Genomic DNA, 16,586 nt, shown 5'->3' on the forward strand with positions numbered 1-16,586 from the left:
GCTCTTAAACACGGCCAATAGCGAATGTCAGCGCCGCCCCTCATCCGGCTGCCGCCACCTTCTCCCCGTAGAACGGGGAGAAGGGAGAAACGTCACCCCCGCCAAACACCCTCTTTCCTCAAATCATCCATGGTCCGCGAAATGCCTTCGCGCAGGATGCCGACCATGTCGTCGATCTGCTCGCGGGTGATGACCAGCGGCGGCGACATCACGCACATATTGATCAGCGGCCGCACCAGCAGGCCAAGCTCGTGGCAATGGGCATCGATGCGCTTGCCGACATCCTTGTCGAGCTGCAGCGGGTCCTTGCTTTCGCGGTCGGCCACGCATTCGACGCAGCCCATTAGCCCCATGCCGCGCACCTCGCCGACCAGCGGCAATTCCTCCAATGTCTTCAGCCGCGCCTGGAAATAAGGCGCGACGTCTCGCGTATGCGCCAGCACGCCTTCTTCCAGCAAATCGAGATTTTTCAGCGCCACGGCGCAGCCGACAGGATGGCTGGTGTAGGTCAGCCCATGGCCGAACAATGCGTCGGGATGGTTGGAGCGGCGCAGTTCCCCCAGAAGCCGTTCCGAAATGATGACGCCGCCGAGCGGGAAATAGCCCGAGGTGACGCCCTTGGCGAAGGTGATCATGTCGGGATCGATGCCAAAGACGTCACCCGAGGCGAAGACATGACCAAGCCGGCCAAAGCCCGTCACCACCTCGTCGGAGACATAGAGGATGTCATTGTCGCGGCAGATCTCGCGGATGCGCTTGAGATAGCCGTCGGGCGGCACCACGACACCGCCGGAGGCCTGCACCGGCTCGCCGACAAAAGCGCCGATCTTGTCGGCGCCGACGCGGGCGACGGTGTTGCGGAACTGGTCGACGAGGAAATCCGTGAAGGCGGCAAGACTCATGCCTTGCGGGCGGCGGAACGGATCGGGCGAGGACAGCTTGATCACCAGTTCGTCGGCACCGTCCATCCAGTCGCGGTCGCGCGGGCGGCCGTTGAGCGAGGCCGAGAGATAGGTCGAGCCGTGATAGGCCCCGCCCCGGCTCAGGATCAGCTTCTTTTCCGGCCGGCCGCGCACATTGTTGTAGAACTGCATGAAGCGCAGCGCCGTCTCCACGGCCGAAGAGCCGCCAGTAGTATAGAAGACGTGGCTGAGATCGCCGGGCGCATGGCCGGCGATGCGCGTGGCAAGCTCCGCCGACGGCGCGTTCATCGTGTACCAGGGCGTATTGTAGGACAGCGCCATCGCCTGGTCGTACATCACCCTGGCCAGTTCCTCGCGGCGGTGGCCAACATTGACGCACCACATGCCGGCCGGCCCGTCGATCAGCCGCTTGCCGGCATTGTCGGTGATGTAGATGCCATCGCCCTCGCCGATCAGCGCGCGCGCCTCGGCACCGACGGAACCAGCGTAGGGCCAGGGCTGGATGAGATGGCGCTTGGCCAGGTCGACGGCATCGTCACACCCGGGTGCTGCCATCTCGATCACCTTCATATCCCGTACCGCCGCCATCGTCGCCTCCACATCTCTCGTCGATTTTTCCCGGAGCATTCAATCCGGTGTCGAATGCCGGAAACGAGGGCTTTCTTCACCTGATTTTGAATGTCCGTTCAATCAATATCTCAGAAATGGCGCTTGATTTCAATCCGCGGATGCGTGCATGATGAAAGAAAGCCGGCAAGGGGAACAAGCAGTCGGCGTCAGCACGATGGGATGCCGATGGCGGAACAATCCAGGCCAGCAACCGAGATTACGCCCGCAGCCCTGCCCCCCGGAGTCTGGCAATGACAGTGGCCGCGGAAGGGTCGCCCCCGTTGCGCATGACGCGGGCCAGACGAAATGCCCTTCTGCAATCCGAACCCGTTCAGGGCTTTGCCCTGATCAGCCCGACATTTCTCTACGCCCTCATCCTGCTGGTCCTGCCGATCCTGGTGGTCATTGCCCACTCCTTCTGGACGCAGCACTACCTGACCATCGACCGCACCTTCACGCTGGAAAACTACCGCGTCGCGCTGACTGAGCCGATTTACCGCGATCTGTTGTGGCGCTCGCTCTACATCTCGCTGACGGTCAGCCTCTTCACCGTCGTCCTGGCCTACCCGATCGCCTACTTCATTTCCTTCCATGGCGGCCGCCACAAGAGCCTGTGGCTGTTCCTCATCACCATCCCGTTCTGGACCAGCTATCTCCTGCGCGTCATGTCGTGGAAGGTCATCCTCGGCTATAACGGCGTCTTGAATTCCGGCTTGATGGGCCTCGGCGTCATCGACGAGCCGTCCACGGCCCTGCTCTACAATTCAAGCGCCGTGATCATCACGCTGGCCCATGCCTGGGCGGCCTTCGCCATCCTGCCGATCTTCGTCTCCCTGGAAAAGGTCGACCGCACGCTGGTCGAAGCGGCGACCGACCTCGGTGACGGTCCCTTGCGCTCGTTCCTGCGCGTGACCCTGCCGTTGTCGGCGCCGGGCGTCATCTCGGCGGCGCTGATCGTCATGATCCCGACCGTCGGCGACTATGTCACGCCGAAACTCGTCGGCGGCAAGGACGGCGTCATGATCGCCAACGCCATCCAGGCGCAGTTCGGCAAGGCGGCCAACTGGCCGCTGGGCGCGGCCCTTTCCGTCACCACCATGGTGATCGTCACCCTGATGGCCGGCGCCACGGTGCTGATCATCCGCGCATTGCAGAGGCTGGCACGATGAGAACGCGGCGCTTCCTGCCGGGTGGCTGGCTGTCGGCCTATGCGGTCCTCTACGTCGTCTTCCTCTATCTGCCGGTCATCTTCCTGCCGATCTTCTCGATCAACACCGCCCCGACGCCGAAATTCCCGCTCACCGGCTATACGCTCAAATGGTACGAGGACCTGCCCAACACGCCGGCCTTGCTCGACGCCGCCTGGAACAGCCTGATCGTGGGCATCTCCGCCTCGGTTCTCGCCACCGTGCTCGGCATTCTCGCCGCCCGCTCGATCACCCGCTACCGCTACCCCGGCCGCCGCACCATCAATGGCCTGATCATGGCGCCGCTGGTGCTGCCCGAGGTGATCGTGGCCATCTCCATGCTGCTGGTGATGCTGCAACTGGGCCTCAGCCTGTCGCTGTTCACCGTAGTGCTCGGCCACGTGCTGATCTGCATTCCCTATTCGATGACTGTGCTGACCTCAGGCTTCGAGGGCTTCGACCGCAGTCTCGAGGAAGCCTCGGCCGATCTCGGCGAAAGCGCCTTCGGCACCTTCCGGCGGGTGACGTTGCCGATGGTGGCGCCGGCGATCATCTCCAGCCTGCTGGTCTGCTTCACCATCTCGCTGGACGAGTTCATCATCGCTTTCTTCCTGACCGGCACCGAAGCGACGCTGCCGATCTACATCTGGGGCCAGTTGCGCTTCGCCGCGAAACTGCCGGGCGTTCTAGCGCTCGGTACGCTGCTTTTGGTCGCCTCTTTCCTTTTGATGACCGTCGCCGAAATCCTGCGCCGCCGTGCGGCCAGACGCAGCCAGAACGAGGGAGGCCTCTATGCCTGAGCAGCCGCAAGTCGAGCGTCCCCGAGCGGACCGGGCTCAATCCGACCGGCCGATGATCGATATCCGCAACGTCACCCGCAGCTATGGCGCGTTCAAGGCGCTGGACGACACCTCCCTGACCATAAGGGAAGGCGAATTCTTCTCGCTGCTCGGCCCGTCCGGCTGCGGCAAGACCACGCTGCTGCGCATGATCGCCGGCTTCGACAATCCGACCAGCGGTTCGATCGCGGTCGGCGGCCAGCCGATGGAAGGCATCCCGGCCAATCGACGGCCGACCAATATGGTGTTCCAGAGCTACGCGATCTTCCCGCATCTCGATGTCGAGCAGAACGTCGCCTATGGGCTGAAGCGGCTGAAGCTGCAGGGCGGTGAGGAGAAACGCCGCGTCGAGGAGGCGCTGGCGCAGGTATCGCTGACGGGCTTGGGCAAGCGGCGCGCGACCGAGCTTTCCGGCGGCCAGCGGCAGCGGGTGGCGCTTGCCCGCGCGCTGGTGATGAGGCCCAAGGTGCTGCTGCTCGATGAACCGCTGTCGGCGCTCGACAAGAAGCTGCGCGAGCAGATGCAGGTCGAGCTGCGCCGTCTGCAGCAGGCGGTCGGCATCACCTTCGTGCTGGTCACCCACGACCAGTACGAGGCGCTCGCCATGTCGGATCGCATCGCCGTGATGTTCGGCGGCAGGATCGCGCAGGTCGCCTCGCCCAAGGAGATCTACCAGCGCCCGGTCAACCGTCAGGTCGCCGACTTCCTCGGCGGCATGAATTTCGTCAAGGCAGAGATCGTCGAGGAGAACAGTGCCTCGCTGGTTGTCGACACGCTGGGCTTCGGCCGCGTCAAGACCGACAAGCCGAAGGCCTTCGTGCGCAATGGCGGCGGCGCCACGCTCGGCATCCGGCCGGAGCGGCTGCGCGTTCTGTGGGACAATGCGACGGCAAAGTTCGAAGTCGCCGGCAAGGTGGTGGAGCGCCATTATTTCGGCGAGATCACCCATCTCATCGTCGAGATACCGGGCCTGGAAAAGCCGCTGTCGGTCACCGAGACCAACGATTTTGGCGCTGACGACATTCCGGTCGGCACCTCGATCCGCCTCGCCTACGATCCCGAGGCTTTAGTAGCGATGGCGGACTGAAGTCCGGAGACGATCCTGCGCGCCGCGATGCGCCCCGCAATCATGGCGCCCTCGACATAGCCCGGGAATGAAGGCGACAATTCCGAAGCGGCGAAATGAACTCGTGGCGCGCCGCCGAGAATTGTGCGCTCGGCATCCCTCGCCGTTACGTCGACGATGAGATCACTGTAGGCGCCACCGCTCCAACGGTCCTCTATCCAGTCGCGCAAGCTGAAGTCGGCAATGCCCGCCGCGTCGGGGCCGAGCGCATCTGCGAGCCTGGCCGTCACTTCCGCACGCAGCGCCGCCTCGCTCAGTGCTCGCCAGCGCAGCGCCAGCGGTCCACCGACGAAAACGACGAGCGCTGCGTGCTCCGCGTCCTTGCTGACGTCGCAGGCAAACAGCCCCGGCAGATCGCGCCACATCACCATGCCGCTCAGACCCCGCTGCCGCCAGAACGGCCTGGCATAGCGCACCAGGATCTTGATCACCGCGCCGCTCTCCCAGGCGCCAAGCGCTCTCTGGAGAGCCGCTGGCAAAGCGGGCGCGAAGTCGAGCTTCGCGGCCGTCGCCGGGGGCAGCGCGACCAGCACTTCGCGCGCCTCGATCACGCCATGGCCTGAGACGATGCGAACCCCTTGCGGTCCGTGCTCTATGCGCGTGACCGGTTGGCCGAGCCGCACCCGGTCCCCGAGGTCGCCAGCCAGATCCTCGGCCAGTGATTGCATGGTCTCGCGCAGGAAATACTGCAGCTCAGGCACCTCGTTGGTGATGCGCCGGTCATTGTCGATCAGGTACCAGAGCGGCACCTTGTCCGCCGCCAGGCACCACAGGCCCTCGATCATCGAACGGAAGGCCGCCTTGGCATCGGTGTGATCGTGCTGATGCTCCAGCCAGGTGGCGACGCTCATGCCGGCTATCGAGGGGTCGTCCGGCTCGATCCCGTTCATACGCTCGCGGATCGCCATTGCGCCGTGATAGGTCCGCTTGGCGTTCCTTGCCGACATCGACGGATGAGTGATGAACTCGCCTTCGACATAGGTCTCGACGAATGTCTTGCCACGCGCCCTGGCCAGCGCCATCACTTCCGGCATGTCCTCGCAGAGGAACTGGCCGCCGCTGTCGATCCGTTCGCCGAGCCCGTTCTGTCGAGCTTCGACCCGCCCGCCGACGCGGTCGCGCGCTTCGAGCAGCAGGAAACCGACGCCGGCTGCCTTCAACTCGAGCGACGCCGACAGGCCGGTGAAGCCGGCGCCAACGATGACGACGTCGGTTCTTTCCGGTTCGTGCGTCAACAGCCGGCCTTGATCTGGCCGCCACCGCCTTCGGCAAGCGCATAGGCGGTGCCCGCGCCGGCGGTGACGACAGCGGCGAGCGCAAAGCGGTGTAGCATGGATGTCATGGCCGAGTACTCCGCCCATCCCGAATTGAGGGGAGGTTAGGAGAATTCAAAGGCTTTGGCGAGCCCGACCGGTTCGGCTCCAGACAATGGACTTTTCTGACTTGTCTCCAACCATCAATTGCCGAAATCAACGGTATCGGCGATCTGCACCTGCCAAACAACCACAAACCGCCATTGAAGCCATTGCGCCACGCCGTTTCAGTTCAGGAGCGACCGGTCGTTTCCGCAGCACTCAATAGCCGGCTTTGATCTTCTCGAATTCGGCGATCATCTTCAGCTTGAGATCTGACGGCAACGGCGACTGGAACAGCGTCTTGTCGACGAATTTCTGTACCTCGTCATAGCCTTTCTCCTTCAGGATGGCCTGGTCGACGCCAGTCATGCCCTTGGCGTTGGCCTGTCCGTAGCCCCAGTCCTTGACCAGCACCTTGGCGATCTCCGGATCATTGACCGCGTTCAGGTAGTCATAGGCCTTGTCGGTATTGCCCGGCGCGTCCTTGAACAGCACATAGCCGCAAACCCAGGTCGATATGCCCTCCGCCGTGTCCTTCTTCGATTTGATCGGCACGCCGGCGGCGACCGACTGCACGGTCGCGTCGTTCCAGGCCCAGGCGAGGTCGACCTCTCCGCCGGAGAGCAACTGCACGATATCTGTCGTGTCGGTCCAGTAGGAGCGGACGTTCTTGTGCACCTGGCGCAGGAAATCGGACGCCTGCTTGAACTGGTCGTCCGTCATCTTGGTCCAGTCCTTCAGCCCGATGGCGAGGGCTGCAAGTGCATAGGCGTCGTCGACATTGTCGCCGATCGACACCCGGCCCTTGTACTTCGGATCGGCGAACGCCTTCAGCGACTGGATGTCCTTCTCGTCGATCTTGGAGGAGTTGTAGGTGAGCTGCGTATTGCCCCAGTCCCACGGCATGAACCACGCCTTGCCGTCGTCGGTCATGGCGAGATTCTTCATCGCCATGATGCCGGGACTGAGGTCTTTCCAGCCCGCGATCCTTGACGTGTCGAGCGGCTGCAGCAGGCCGGCCTCGCGCCATTTCACCACGCTCTGCGAGCAGGGATGGCCGATATCGGCCTTGAAGCCGGAACGGACCTTCTCGAACGCCTCGTCCTCATCGCCGAAGAAGGCGAAGGTCGGCGAATCGCCGTTCTTCTCGACATATTTCGGATGGAAGTTGGGGGCTTCGTATCCGGACCAGTCGAACACGATCAGGTCCTTGTCGGCGGCGAGCGCCAGGGCCGCGGCTGAAGCCGCCAGTGTCCCGGCAAGCGCCAATGTCAGCGTCAGGCGTCGAGTGAATTGCTTCATTGCTGTTCCATCCTCTGTGGTTTTCTTATGGTTTCGTCGCCCCGGCGGCCTTCGGCGCGTAGTGTCTCGGGAAAGCCGCCGACAGGAATTCGTTCGCCGCCTGCAAGGCGGTCTCGCGGGTGGTGTCCTCGGTGCCCATCATCAAGCGTAGCCACAACCCCTCCGTCATGGCACTGAGCGCCAGCGCCATGACCTGCGGCTCATAGGCATAGCCGCCGCTTTCCTTCAGCGCCGCGCAAAGCTCGATGAAGATGTTCTGGTAGACGGCGTCCCGGGCGCTGCTCAACGCCTGGTAGGTCGGCCGTGACTTGGCCTCGCCCCAGAAAGCGCACCAGGCGGCAAGCTTGCGCTTGTTGCAGATCGAGCGGTCGAAATCGGCGGCGACCAGGGCCTGAAGCTGGCGGGCCGGGTCATCCCCCGCCTTCTGCAGCGCGTTGCGCCAATGGGCCGAATATTCGTCATACATGTGCTGCAGCGTCGCTACGAGCAGCTTTTCCTTGCTCTCGAAGTGGAAGTTGACGATGCCGCGCGACAGGCCGGCGCCGTCGGCGACATCGGCCATCGTCGTCTCCGAATAGCCGCGCTTGGCGAGTGAATCGATCGTCGCCTCGATGAGCTGAAGTTGCCTGACCTCCTTCGAGGCCTTGCGTCCGCGCTTCTCGGATTCAGCCTTTTGTGCCGGTTCAAGGAGGGCGTCCCTGGCGTCTGCCGTCTTCATGCGTGTGATGGTCTCCAGCATCGCCGGCTATCCAATCGCATCCGGCTTCCACCCGCGAAGATGAGTGGGACGGTGCTCGCCACTGTCAAGCACCTTCTGCATGGCCTCCCAGGTTCGGATGTTCTTGTCGACATAGGCGGCGCCGACCACGGCGGCGACCGGCGCATAGAGCGGCCCTTTCAGCCTTTGCAACTCGCCGCGCGCGACCTCGCGATACCACGGGTTGCGGTCCCTGACGATGCCATCGGCAAAACCCGCTTGGCGCATTGCCTGCGCATAGCGCGCCGGCGACGCCATGGCGAAAGACAATATCCCGTCGACCACGCGGTCGACCTCGTCCGGGCCGCCCTGCGACAGGTACCCATTGCCCCATAGCGCCTCGAGAAAGCGGATGGCGGTGTCATCATACTCCGGTTCGGCATCAGCCGTTTCGATCATCAGCCCTCGATCCAATCGATGAATGCTCATTTCGAATGCCGGCAAAGCGTAGCGCATACGGGCGAAAACACAACATCATTTGTTGAACATTCATTCAAAATGGCTGGACAAATTGCCCGATGCCATGCCAAATTCGGCGCATTCGGGAACAGATCACGCAAAAATGAAGAGCGGGCCGCATATGAAAATTGGGCCACAATGAAAGCTTGGGATGCGATCGTCATTGGCGGCGGACACAACGGCCTGGTCAATGCCTGCTATCTGCAGCGGGCCGGGCTCGACGTGCTGGTGGTCGAGAAGAACGATTGGGTCGGCGGCGCGGCCACCAGCCGCGAGCTGACCCCGGGCTTCCTCTATTCCAACTGCTCCTATGTCTGCTCGCTGTTTCGGCCCGAGATCATGCGCGACCTCGAACTGCCGCGCTTCGGCCTGCAGGTCATCTCCTACGAGGGCGGCGCGGTGTTCACCCGCGATGGCGATTATCTCGCCAATTACCGCGACCATGACGCACACCGGCGCGAATTCGCCCGCTTCTCCAGGCGCGATGCCGAGGCCTATGACCGCTACGCCCGCGACGTAACGCGGCAGTGCCGCTTCATCCAGCCGCTCTTGATGCGCACCGCGCCCGACCCGACCAGCCTGCGGCCGCGCGATCTCGGCGAACTTCTCTATCTGGGGAAAAAGTTTGCCGGCCTCTCCGCCGAGGAGATGGCGCTGACCTTGCGCTTCTGGACGATGTCGATCTCGGAATTCCTCGACGAGCATTTCGAAACCGATGTCATCAAGGCGAACTTCGCGCTGTCCGGTATCATCGGCACCGCGCTCGGACCGATGTCGCCGGGCACGGCTTATGTACTTTTGCACCACTATATGGGCGAGGTCGACGGTTCGGTCGGGGCTTGGGGATATGCGCGCGGCGGCATGGGGGCGGTCACCAGGGCACTGGCTGCATCGTTCAAGGCCTCGGGTGGAACCATCCGCACCGGCGCCGAGGTCGACCATGTGCTGGTGAACCGGGGCAAGGCCAAGGGCGTGGTGCTGGCCGGCGGCGAGGAGATCTACGGCAAGCTGGTCGTCTCCAACGCCGACGTGAAGCGCACCTTCCTGAAGCTGGTCGAAGAGAAGGAACTGCCCGACATCTTCCTGCGCCGGGTGAAGAACTTCAAGATTCGAGGCTCCTCCGGCAAGCTCAACATCGCGCTCGATTCGCTGCCGGAATTCCCGGCGTTGCCGAAGGATTCGCCGGTCTATCGCGGCGACATGCATTTCACCGATTCGGTGGAACGCATGGAGCGCGCCTATGACGACTGGAAGGGCGGGCGCTGGTCGGCCGACCCGTTCCTCGACATGATGATCCCGACCACGCTCGACCCGACCATGGCGCCGCCCGGCAAACATTTCATGAGCTGCTTCGTGCAATACGCGCCGCCGAAGATCGCCGGCCGTGAATGGACCGATGCCGATCGCGACGGCTTCGCAGAAAGCGTGATTTCACAGATCGCTCAGTATTCACCGGGCTTCCGCGACCGCATCGTCCACATGGAGGTGCGTACGCCACGCGAGATCGAGGCCGAGGTCGGCCTCACCGAAGGCAACATCTTCCAGGGCGAGTTGACCTTCGACCAGCTGCTGTTCAACCGCCCGGTGCCGGGCTACGCGCAATATCGCTCGCCGGTGGGTGGGCTCTACATGTGCGGCTCCTCGAGCCATCCAGGCGGTGGCGTGATGGGCGCGCCCGGCCGCAATGCCGCGGCTGAAATCCTGCGCGATCTCGCCAAATCCACCTCAAATATGAGCCCGGCCCATGACGTCATCTGATGCAATCGTCATTGGCGGCGGCCATAACGGCCTCGTCGCCGCGGCCACGCTGGCCAAAGCCGGCCGCAAGGTGCTGGTGCTGGAGGCCGCGGCCGAAGCCGGCGGCGCCGCGCGCACCGAGGAATTCGCCCCGGGCTTCCGCGCCTCCTCGATCGCCCATCTGCTGAACCGTCTGCATCCCGATGTGGTGAAGACGCTGGAACTGGAGAGACATGGGCTGCAATTCGCCCGCGCTGACTTCCTGCCGTCGGTTGCGCTGTCGAAGGACGGCCCGCCGCTTGTCCTGCATGGTGCCTATGGGGAAGTGCTGGCCGGCGCCAGCTCGAGGGAACAGTCCGCTTGGAAGGAACTGCGCGCGCAACTGCTGCGCTATGCCGGCAGCTTGAAGCCATTCCTCTCCCGACGCGCGCCCGACCTTGCCGGCATGTCGCTGTTGGAGACGGCTTCTCTCGGTCAGACCGCACTGGCCTTGAAAAAGCTCGGCAAGGAAGACATGCGCGACTTTCTGCGCGTCCTGCTGATGAATGTCGCCGACCTGCTCGACGAGCAGCTCACCTACGACAGGCTGAAGGGACTGCTGGCCTTCGACGCGACGCTCGGCAGCCACCTTGGCCCGCGCTCGCCGACCTCGCTGCTCGGCCTCTACTACCGACTCGCTGGCGAGACCTCCGGAGTGGCCGGCGCGCAGGCATTGCCGCGGGGCGGCATGGGCGCCGTCGTCACCGCCATCCGCGCGTCGGCGGAAAAGGCTGGCGTCACCATCCGCACATCGTCGCCGGTGGCAAAGATCATCGTCGAAAAAAGCCGCGCCGTCGGCGTCGCGCTCGACACTGGCGAGGAACTGCGGGCCCGCACGATCGTCTCGGCCATCAATCCGGCGACCACCTTCCTCGAGCTCGTCGGGCCGCGCGAGATCGACACCGGCTTTGTTCGCAAGGTGAAAAATATACGCATGAAGGGTGATGCCGCCAAGCTTCATCTGGCACTTGACCGGCCGCCGCAGTTCACGGGTGTCGATGCCGCCACTCAAAAGGGCAGACTTATCATCGCGCCCTCGCCCGATCACGTCGAGCGCGCCTTCAATCCATCGAAATACGGCGAGTTCTCGCCCGAACCGGTGATGGAGATCACGCTGCCCAGCCTTGCCGATCCGTCGCTGGCACCAGATGGCGCCTGCGTTCTGTCGGCGGTGGTGCAATACGCACCCTATGCGCTGAAAGAAGGCTGGGATGCCGGCAAACCGAAATTCCTCGAGGCGATCATGGCGCAGCTCGAAGCCTACGCGCCTGGCATCGGCAAGAGCGTTGTCCATGCCGAGCTTCTGACGCCGGCCGATATCGAGACACGCTACCGCATACCAGGCGGCCATTGGCACCATGGCGAGTTGCAGGCCGACCAGATGCTGGTCTCGCGCCCCGTCTCCGGCTGGTCCGGCTACGACACGCCGCTCGAAGGCCTGTTTCTCGCCGGCGCCGGCTCGCATCCCGGCGGCGGCGTCTCGGGTGCACCGGGCTTGAACGCCGCACGGCGTATCATTGCGATGAAGAGGTAGGCCATGGCTCAGGCAACCAGGAAGAAGCCCGTTGCAAGGCCAGCCGATGCGGCTGTTTCCACCCGCATCGCCGCCCAGGGGCATTTCCGCACGCTGCGCCTCGGCACACCATTCCAGCCGCGCCTCGACGCGTTGGCCAAAACCCAGGATTGGTACAATTGGGCCGGCTACCGCGCCCCGCATTCGCTGTGGGACGAGGAGCTGGAATACTTCGCTATCCGCAGCCAGGCGGCCCTGTTCGACATTTCGCCGATGACCAAATACCGGATCGAGGGACCGGAGGCCGAAGCCTTCCTCGATCGCGTCACGCTGCGCGATGTCAGCAAGCTCAGGCCGGGACGCGTCCACTACACCGCCTGGTGCGACGATGAAGGATTTGTGCTGGACGACGGCACCCTGTTCCGTCTGTCGCCGACACGCTTTCGCCTGTGCTCGCAGGAGCGGCATCTGCCGTGGCTGCTGGATAGCGCCATTGGTTTCGACGTCGTCGTTGAGGAAGAAACCGAGGCCGTCGCCGGGCTCGCGCTGCAAGGGCCGACCTCCTTCGCCGTATTGCGCGACGCCGGCTTTGCCGGTGTCGAGGGATTGAAGATCTTCGACCTCGCCGAGTTTGCTCATGATGGCGGCACCATCACCATATCGCGCACCGGCTTCACCGGCGATCTCGGGTACGAACTCTTCGTCCCAGCCGAAAAGGCGTTGAGCCTCTGGGACCGGCTGATGGCCGCTGGCGAACTGCGCGGTATCCGCGCGATCGGCTACACCGCGCTCAACCGCGCGCGGCTCGAGGCCGGGCTGATCGTTGCCAATGCCGACTTCACCACCGCCGAGCATGCCATCCGCGCCGACCGTCCGCGCATGCCCGACGAGATCGGGCTCGGCTTCATGATCGATCCGGAAAAAGGCCACTTCAACGGCCGCCGCGCCATTCTCGAAGCGCGCGCCAAGCGCCAGTTGCGCCATGTATTGGTCGGACTGGAGATCGAAGGCAACATCCCTGCCGAACACGCCATCGTCTACCACAAGAAAAGCCAGGAAGTTGGCCTTGTCAGCGCCGCCATGTGGTCGCCAATGGCCAAGCGAAACATCGCTATCGCCTCCCTGGCGCGGCCATACGGTGATACTGTCGTGGAAGACCTCTGGGTCGAAATCTACGCCATGCGCGAGCTGCAGTATCAGAAGCTTATGAAGCGGGCCAAGGTGGTGGCGCGGCCTTTCATCAAGCTCGACCGCCGCACCGCCAATCCGCCGGCGGATTTCTGACCATGGACGAAGCCGACAAGCTGGACGATGGTGGGGAAGCCGCCGAACAGTGGCAACTGGTCAACACGCCACTCGGCGAGAAATGGTCCGGACGCACGCGCTATGCCGCCGCCATGTTCTTCTACAAGCGTGACGAGATGAGCGCCGAGACGCTCGAAGTCTACCGCATCTGCGCAAGGCTGGATTCGGAGAACCCGCTGCCGATCATCAGGGATCGCGGTGTCGGCAAGGATTGGCTGAAGCGCATGGGCTTCGAATAGGCTCTATCCTATCGTTCTTTCCAGCATGCCCAACCAGTTGCGATAGGCGATCTTCTCGATCAGCGCGCGACCGAAACCGCGTGCCGCCAGTGCATCGATCAGCTTCGGCAAGCCGGCGACGTCACCCATCACGGCCGGGATCATGGCGCCGTCGAAATCAGAACCGAGGCCGACACCGTCCTCGCCCAGGGCCTGCAAAAGGGAATCGATGTGGCGCACCATGAGATCGAGGCTGGTATCGGCATTCATGCGGCCGTCCTCGCGCAAAAACCCGGTGGCGAAATTCAGCCCGACCATGCCGCCGGATTCGCGGATCGCGCCGAGCTGCCAGTCGGTGAGGTTGCGCGAATGGCCGCATATCGCATGCACGTTGGAGTGGGTGGCGACCAGGGGCGCGTCGCTGAGGCCCACGACATCGCGAAAGCCCTTCTCGTTGAGATGCGAGAGGTCGATCATGATTTTGAGTTCGTTGCAGGCCTTGACCAGCGCCTTGCCGGCATCGGTCAGGCCCGGGCCGGTGTCGGGCGAGGACGGAAAGCGGAACGGCACGCCGTGGCCGAAGGCGTTCGGCCGGCTCCAGACGATACCGAGCGAACGCAGTCCGGCGGCATGCAGCACGTCGAGCATGGTGAGTTCAGGATCAATCGCCTCGACGCCCTCGATGTGGAACACGGCGGCAATCGTGCCTTTGGCCATGGCGTTGCGGATATCGCCGGCACTGCGGCAGACGGCAAGCGCTCCCGCCCGCTCGAGCCGGAACAGGATCGAGGCCATGGCGATCGTCGAATTGAGCGCATCGGCGCGCGGCACCTCTGGCGGCAGCGGCTCGCTGGCGCTCGGCGCCGAGGGCACGGCGCTGCGCCTGGCCTTTTCGACCGGCGGCGGGAAGATGGCGAACATGCCGCCGGCGAAGCCACCAGCCTTGGCGCGCGGCAGGTCGATATGCCCGCCCGATTTCCCTTCGACGAACAGCTTTTCGACGTCCGTGTCCTTCGACTGATAGAGTCTGAGCAGCGTGTCGTTGTGGCCGTCGAAGACGGGGACGAGATCTGTTTCGGTCATCGGGGGATCATTCAATTCGTTTGTCGGCGCGGCGATATATCCTATCTAGGCAAGATGCACGGTCGGCGCAAATTACAATGCCGGCTGGCAGCGGGGACTGCCCCTTCGTCCCCCGTTGCTGCCTGCCAAAAAGTGCCTGCGCGCCTACTGCTTCAGCACATCGGCCCATTCCGGATGGCGGCGGAACTGGGCATTGGCGAACGGGCAAAGCGGTATGATCTTCTTGCCCGCGGCGCGCGCGTCCTCAACAGCGCGGGTGACGAGCCGAAGCCCGGCACCCTGGCCGCGAAACGCGTCCGGCACTTCGGTATGGTCAATGATGAGCTGATGCTCGCCGATCTTGGTGAAGGTCATCTCCGCCTCGGCGCCGTCGGGCCCGCGCAGGACATAGCGGCCTTTGGGGTCGCGATCTTCCAGCTCGATCTCGGGCAGTTGGTCGGGCATCTCTACACTCCTTGGGCGATACCGGCAAAAAGCCGCCGCGCCGCCTCGATCTCGTTTGGCCGCACCTCGTGCCCGCCTTCGTGCCACTCCACTGTGACATCGGCACCGTCGGCACGCAAATAGGCTTCGAGCCGCGCCGTCAGGTTCGGCGGGCAGATCGGATCGCGCTTGCCAGCGGTCAGCAGGATGTGACAGCCGGCCAGGCTGCCTTTGACCTCCGGCTCGAACGGAATCAACGGATGCATCAGCACCGTAGCGTCGAACAGCTCAGGGGCTTCGAACACCAGAACCGCCAGGATGTTGGCGCCGTTGGAATAGCCAAGGCCGTAGACTGCCGAGGGCTTCGCCGCCGCGACATGCGCTTTGACGAAGCCCGTCATCTGGTCCGTCGCCCGCGCCAGATCGTCCATGTCGTAGACACCCTCGCTGGTGCGGCGGAAAAAGCGCGCGGCGCCATACTCCGACACATCGCCGCGTGGCGAGACGATGGTGGCCTGGGGCGCGAGATCGCGCCCCAGCGAGACGAGCTGGTTCTCGTCACCGCCCGTGCCGTGGAAGACGAACAGCAAGGGACCGCCCGGCGAACCGGGCAGGCTCTTATAGGTGCAAGCGTCCTTGCCCATTGCTTCAGCCTTCCAGCTTCTGCAAATGCTGTTCGAGATAGGGCCGCAAATGCTGATGCTGCGTCGGCAGTTTCAGCGCTTCGCCCAGATGCGCGGTGTCCTCGTCGCGGTCGAAACCCGGCTCGTTGGTGGCGACTTCGAACAGCACGCCACCCGGCGTGCGGAAATAGATCGCCCAAAAGTAATCGCGGTCGATCACCGGCGTGACCCCATAGCATGTGTCCATCAACGCCTTGCGCACTTCGAGCTGCTTGGCGCGGTTCTCGACCGCGAAAGCGACATGGTGGACGGAGCCGGCGCCGAGATCGGCGAAGGCCGCGGTCGGCAGCGATTCGATATCGACGACATCGGCGCCGTTGCCGTTCCTCACGGCGAGCCGCCTGACATTGCCCGATGTCTCGATCTCTTCGTAGCCCATGAATTTCAGAAGCTCCTCGGTGGCGCCGCCATCCTTCAGCCTGAGCGAAACCGAGTGAAAGCCATGGATCGCTTCGTCAGCGGGAACACCGCCCTTCACCCAGGGCACGCGGCCGTCGGCCTTATCCTCGACGAGCGCGAAACCATCGCCATCGGGACCGGCAAATTTGAGCCGCTTCTCGCCAAAGCTCTCCTCATGGGAAACACCGGTCACGCCTTCGTCGATGAACCGCTTTTCCCAATAAGTGAGCGTGCCCTCCGGCACGGAGTAGACGGTGATGCCCACTTCGCCGACGCCGTGACGGCCCTTGCCGATATGGGGGAACGGAAAATAGGTCATCACCGAACCAGGCGTGCCGACCTCGTCGCCGTAATAGAGATGATAGACGTCTGGTGCGTCGAAATTGACTGTCTTCTTGACCCGGCGCAGGCCGAGCTTGTGGGTGAAGAAATCATTGTTCTGTCGGGCATCCCCAGCCATCGAGGTGACGTGATGCAGACCTTTGATCTGGTCGAGCATTGTCTTGGCTCCGTCCCTTGTGTTCGTGCGGCCCTCGCCGCTGTCCACGCCAATATGTGGAGAGGCCTGCCCGCGGCAAAGGCGGCAAAGGCGGCAAACACAGAATGGACTGTGCTTTAAAAGTGAACAA

16 protein-coding genes are annotated in these 16,586 nt (G+C 63.6%); 7 read left to right on the forward strand and 9 right to left on the reverse strand.

The genetic code is table 11. From position 1 onward, the window contains the following. Positions 1-92 precede the first annotated feature (92 nt). Positions 93-1,511, reverse strand: coding sequence for an aminotransferase (locus FJ934_RS08815; RefSeq protein ID WP_140608803.1), 1,419 nt, complete (start codon positions 1,509-1,511; stop codon positions 93-95). A gap of 272 nt (positions 1,512-1,783) precedes the next feature. Here FJ934_RS08815 and FJ934_RS08820 point away from each other — a divergent pair, with 272 nt between their 5' ends. Genes FJ934_RS08820 through FJ934_RS08830 form a run of 3 tightly spaced genes read left to right on the forward strand, consistent with a single transcriptional unit; the run spans position 1,784 to position 4,645 of the window. After that, positions 1,784-2,701: an ABC transporter permease gene (locus tag FJ934_RS08820; RefSeq protein WP_140608805.1), complete on the forward strand. Its 918-nt coding sequence runs from the start codon at positions 1,784-1,786 to the stop codon at positions 2,699-2,701. Continuing rightward, positions 2,698-3,519: an ABC transporter permease gene (locus FJ934_RS08825; protein ID WP_140608807.1), complete on the forward strand. Its 822-nt coding sequence runs from the start codon at positions 2,698-2,700 to the stop codon at positions 3,517-3,519. The genes FJ934_RS08820 and FJ934_RS08825 overlap by 4 nt, the downstream gene beginning before the upstream one ends. Positions 3,520-3,571: 52 nt before the next feature. After that, entirely contained in the window at positions 3,572-4,645 is a 1,074-nt protein-coding gene (locus FJ934_RS08830; RefSeq protein WP_140608919.1) for an ABC transporter ATP-binding protein, read from the forward strand. Here the strand turns inward: FJ934_RS08830 and FJ934_RS08835 are convergent. The 4 genes from FJ934_RS08835 to FJ934_RS08850 all read right to left on the reverse strand — a co-directional run bounded on the left by FJ934_RS08835 (position 4,609) and on the right by FJ934_RS08850 (position 8,497). Further along, complete coding sequence (locus FJ934_RS08835) at positions 4,609-5,919, reverse strand: flavin monoamine oxidase family protein (RefSeq protein ID WP_181165563.1); 1,311 nt, start codon at positions 5,917-5,919, stop codon at positions 4,609-4,611. The two genes, FJ934_RS08830 and FJ934_RS08835, sit on opposite strands and share 37 nt — an antisense overlap. A 339-nt stretch (positions 5,920-6,258) precedes the next feature. Then, positions 6,259-7,341 (reverse strand): ABC transporter substrate-binding protein, encoded by a 1,083-nt coding sequence (locus FJ934_RS08840; protein WP_140608811.1) that lies wholly within the window; start codon positions 7,339-7,341, stop codon positions 6,259-6,261. 25 nt (positions 7,342-7,366) lie between these two features. Further along, the gene (gene betI, locus FJ934_RS08845; RefSeq protein ID WP_140608813.1) at positions 7,367-8,080 is read right to left on the reverse strand and encodes a transcriptional regulator BetI; all 714 of its coding nucleotides are present in this window, start codon (positions 8,078-8,080) and stop codon (positions 7,367-7,369) included. A gap of 6 nt (positions 8,081-8,086) precedes the next feature. Next, the gene (locus FJ934_RS08850; protein ID WP_140608815.1) at positions 8,087-8,497 is read right to left on the reverse strand and encodes a hypothetical protein; all 411 of its coding nucleotides are present in this window, start codon (positions 8,495-8,497) and stop codon (positions 8,087-8,089) included. A 198-nt stretch (positions 8,498-8,695) separates the two neighbouring features. Here FJ934_RS08850 and FJ934_RS08855 point away from each other — a divergent pair, with 198 nt between their 5' ends. The 4 genes from FJ934_RS08855 to FJ934_RS08870 are packed head-to-tail and all read left to right on the forward strand — an operon-like array spanning position 8,696 to position 13,390. Beyond that, entirely contained in the window at positions 8,696-10,315 is a 1,620-nt protein-coding gene (locus FJ934_RS08855) for an NAD(P)/FAD-dependent oxidoreductase (RefSeq protein ID WP_140608817.1), read from the forward strand. Then, a complete protein-coding gene (locus tag FJ934_RS08860) occupies positions 10,302-11,867 on the forward strand; it encodes an NAD(P)/FAD-dependent oxidoreductase (protein WP_140608819.1) in 1,566 nt (521 codons plus the stop codon). The genes FJ934_RS08855 and FJ934_RS08860 overlap by 14 nt, the downstream gene beginning before the upstream one ends. 3 nt (positions 11,868-11,870) lie before the next feature. After that, positions 11,871-13,130, forward strand: a complete 1,260-nt coding sequence (locus tag FJ934_RS08865) for an aminomethyltransferase family protein (RefSeq protein ID WP_140608821.1) — start codon at positions 11,871-11,873, stop codon at positions 13,128-13,130. Positions 13,131-13,132: 2 nt separating this feature from the next. Continuing rightward, entirely contained in the window at positions 13,133-13,390 is a 258-nt protein-coding gene (locus tag FJ934_RS08870; RefSeq protein WP_140608823.1) for a hypothetical protein, read from the forward strand. Positions 13,391-13,393: 3 nt separating this feature from the next. Here FJ934_RS08870 and FJ934_RS08875 read toward each other — a convergent pair whose 3' ends face one another. The 4 genes from FJ934_RS08875 to FJ934_RS08890 all read right to left on the reverse strand — a co-directional run bounded on the left by FJ934_RS08875 (position 13,394) and on the right by FJ934_RS08890 (position 16,456). Further along, the gene (locus FJ934_RS08875; protein WP_140608825.1) at positions 13,394-14,452 is read right to left on the reverse strand and encodes a dipeptidase; all 1,059 of its coding nucleotides are present in this window, start codon (positions 14,450-14,452) and stop codon (positions 13,394-13,396) included. A gap of 144 nt (positions 14,453-14,596) precedes the next feature. After that, positions 14,597-14,896, reverse strand: a complete 300-nt coding sequence (locus tag FJ934_RS08880; RefSeq protein ID WP_140608827.1) for a GNAT family N-acetyltransferase — start codon at positions 14,894-14,896, stop codon at positions 14,597-14,599. 2 nt (positions 14,897-14,898) lie between these two features. Continuing rightward, entirely contained in the window at positions 14,899-15,519 is a 621-nt protein-coding gene (locus FJ934_RS08885) for an alpha/beta hydrolase (protein ID WP_140608829.1), read from the reverse strand. A gap of 4 nt (positions 15,520-15,523) precedes the next feature. After that, positions 15,524-16,456, reverse strand: a complete 933-nt coding sequence (locus FJ934_RS08890) for a VOC family protein (protein WP_140608831.1) — start codon at positions 16,454-16,456, stop codon at positions 15,524-15,526. Positions 16,457-16,586: the final 130 nt, after the last annotated feature.

This window comes from Mesorhizobium sp. B2-4-12 (assembly GCF_006441575.1).
Taxonomy (GTDB): Bacteria; Pseudomonadota; Alphaproteobacteria; order Rhizobiales; family Rhizobiaceae; genus Mesorhizobium.

What these genes read in the sequence shown, in the direction of transcription:
- FJ934_RS08850 (WP_140608815.1), bottom strand. Translation starts at nt 8,497, where the DNA reads ATGATCGAAACGGCTGATGCCGAACCGGAGTATGATGACACCGCCATC.
- FJ934_RS08815 (WP_140608803.1), bottom strand. Translation starts at nt 1,511, where the DNA reads ATGGCGGCGGTACGGGATATGAAGGTGATCGAGATGGCAGCACCCGGG.
- FJ934_RS08875 (WP_140608825.1), bottom strand. Translation starts at nt 14,452, where the DNA reads ATGACCGAAACAGATCTCGTCCCCGTCTTCGACGGCCACAACGACACG.
- FJ934_RS08870 (WP_140608823.1), top strand. Translation starts at nt 13,133, where the DNA reads ATGGACGAAGCCGACAAGCTGGACGATGGTGGGGAAGCCGCCGAACAG.
- FJ934_RS08855 (WP_140608817.1), top strand. Translation starts at nt 8,696, where the DNA reads ATGAAAGCTTGGGATGCGATCGTCATTGGCGGCGGACACAACGGCCTG.
- FJ934_RS08820 (WP_140608805.1), top strand. Translation starts at nt 1,784, where the DNA reads ATGACAGTGGCCGCGGAAGGGTCGCCCCCGTTGCGCATGACGCGGGCC.
- FJ934_RS08885 (WP_140608829.1), bottom strand. Translation starts at nt 15,519, where the DNA reads ATGGGCAAGGACGCTTGCACCTATAAGAGCCTGCCCGGTTCGCCGGGC.
- FJ934_RS08890 (WP_140608831.1), bottom strand. Translation starts at nt 16,456, where the DNA reads ATGCTCGACCAGATCAAAGGTCTGCATCACGTCACCTCGATGGCTGGG.
- betI (WP_140608813.1), bottom strand. Translation starts at nt 8,080, where the DNA reads ATGCTGGAGACCATCACACGCATGAAGACGGCAGACGCCAGGGACGCC.
- FJ934_RS08880 (WP_140608827.1), bottom strand. Translation starts at nt 14,896, where the DNA reads ATGCCCGACCAACTGCCCGAGATCGAGCTGGAAGATCGCGACCCCAAA.
- FJ934_RS08830 (WP_140608919.1), top strand. Translation starts at nt 3,572, where the DNA reads ATGATCGATATCCGCAACGTCACCCGCAGCTATGGCGCGTTCAAGGCG.
- FJ934_RS08865 (WP_140608821.1), top strand. Translation starts at nt 11,871, where the DNA reads ATGGCTCAGGCAACCAGGAAGAAGCCCGTTGCAAGGCCAGCCGATGCG.
- FJ934_RS08825 (WP_140608807.1), top strand. Translation starts at nt 2,698, where the DNA reads ATGAGAACGCGGCGCTTCCTGCCGGGTGGCTGGCTGTCGGCCTATGCG.
- FJ934_RS08860 (WP_140608819.1), top strand. Translation starts at nt 10,302, where the DNA reads ATGACGTCATCTGATGCAATCGTCATTGGCGGCGGCCATAACGGCCTC.
- FJ934_RS08840 (WP_140608811.1), bottom strand. Translation starts at nt 7,341, where the DNA reads ATGAAGCAATTCACTCGACGCCTGACGCTGACATTGGCGCTTGCCGGG.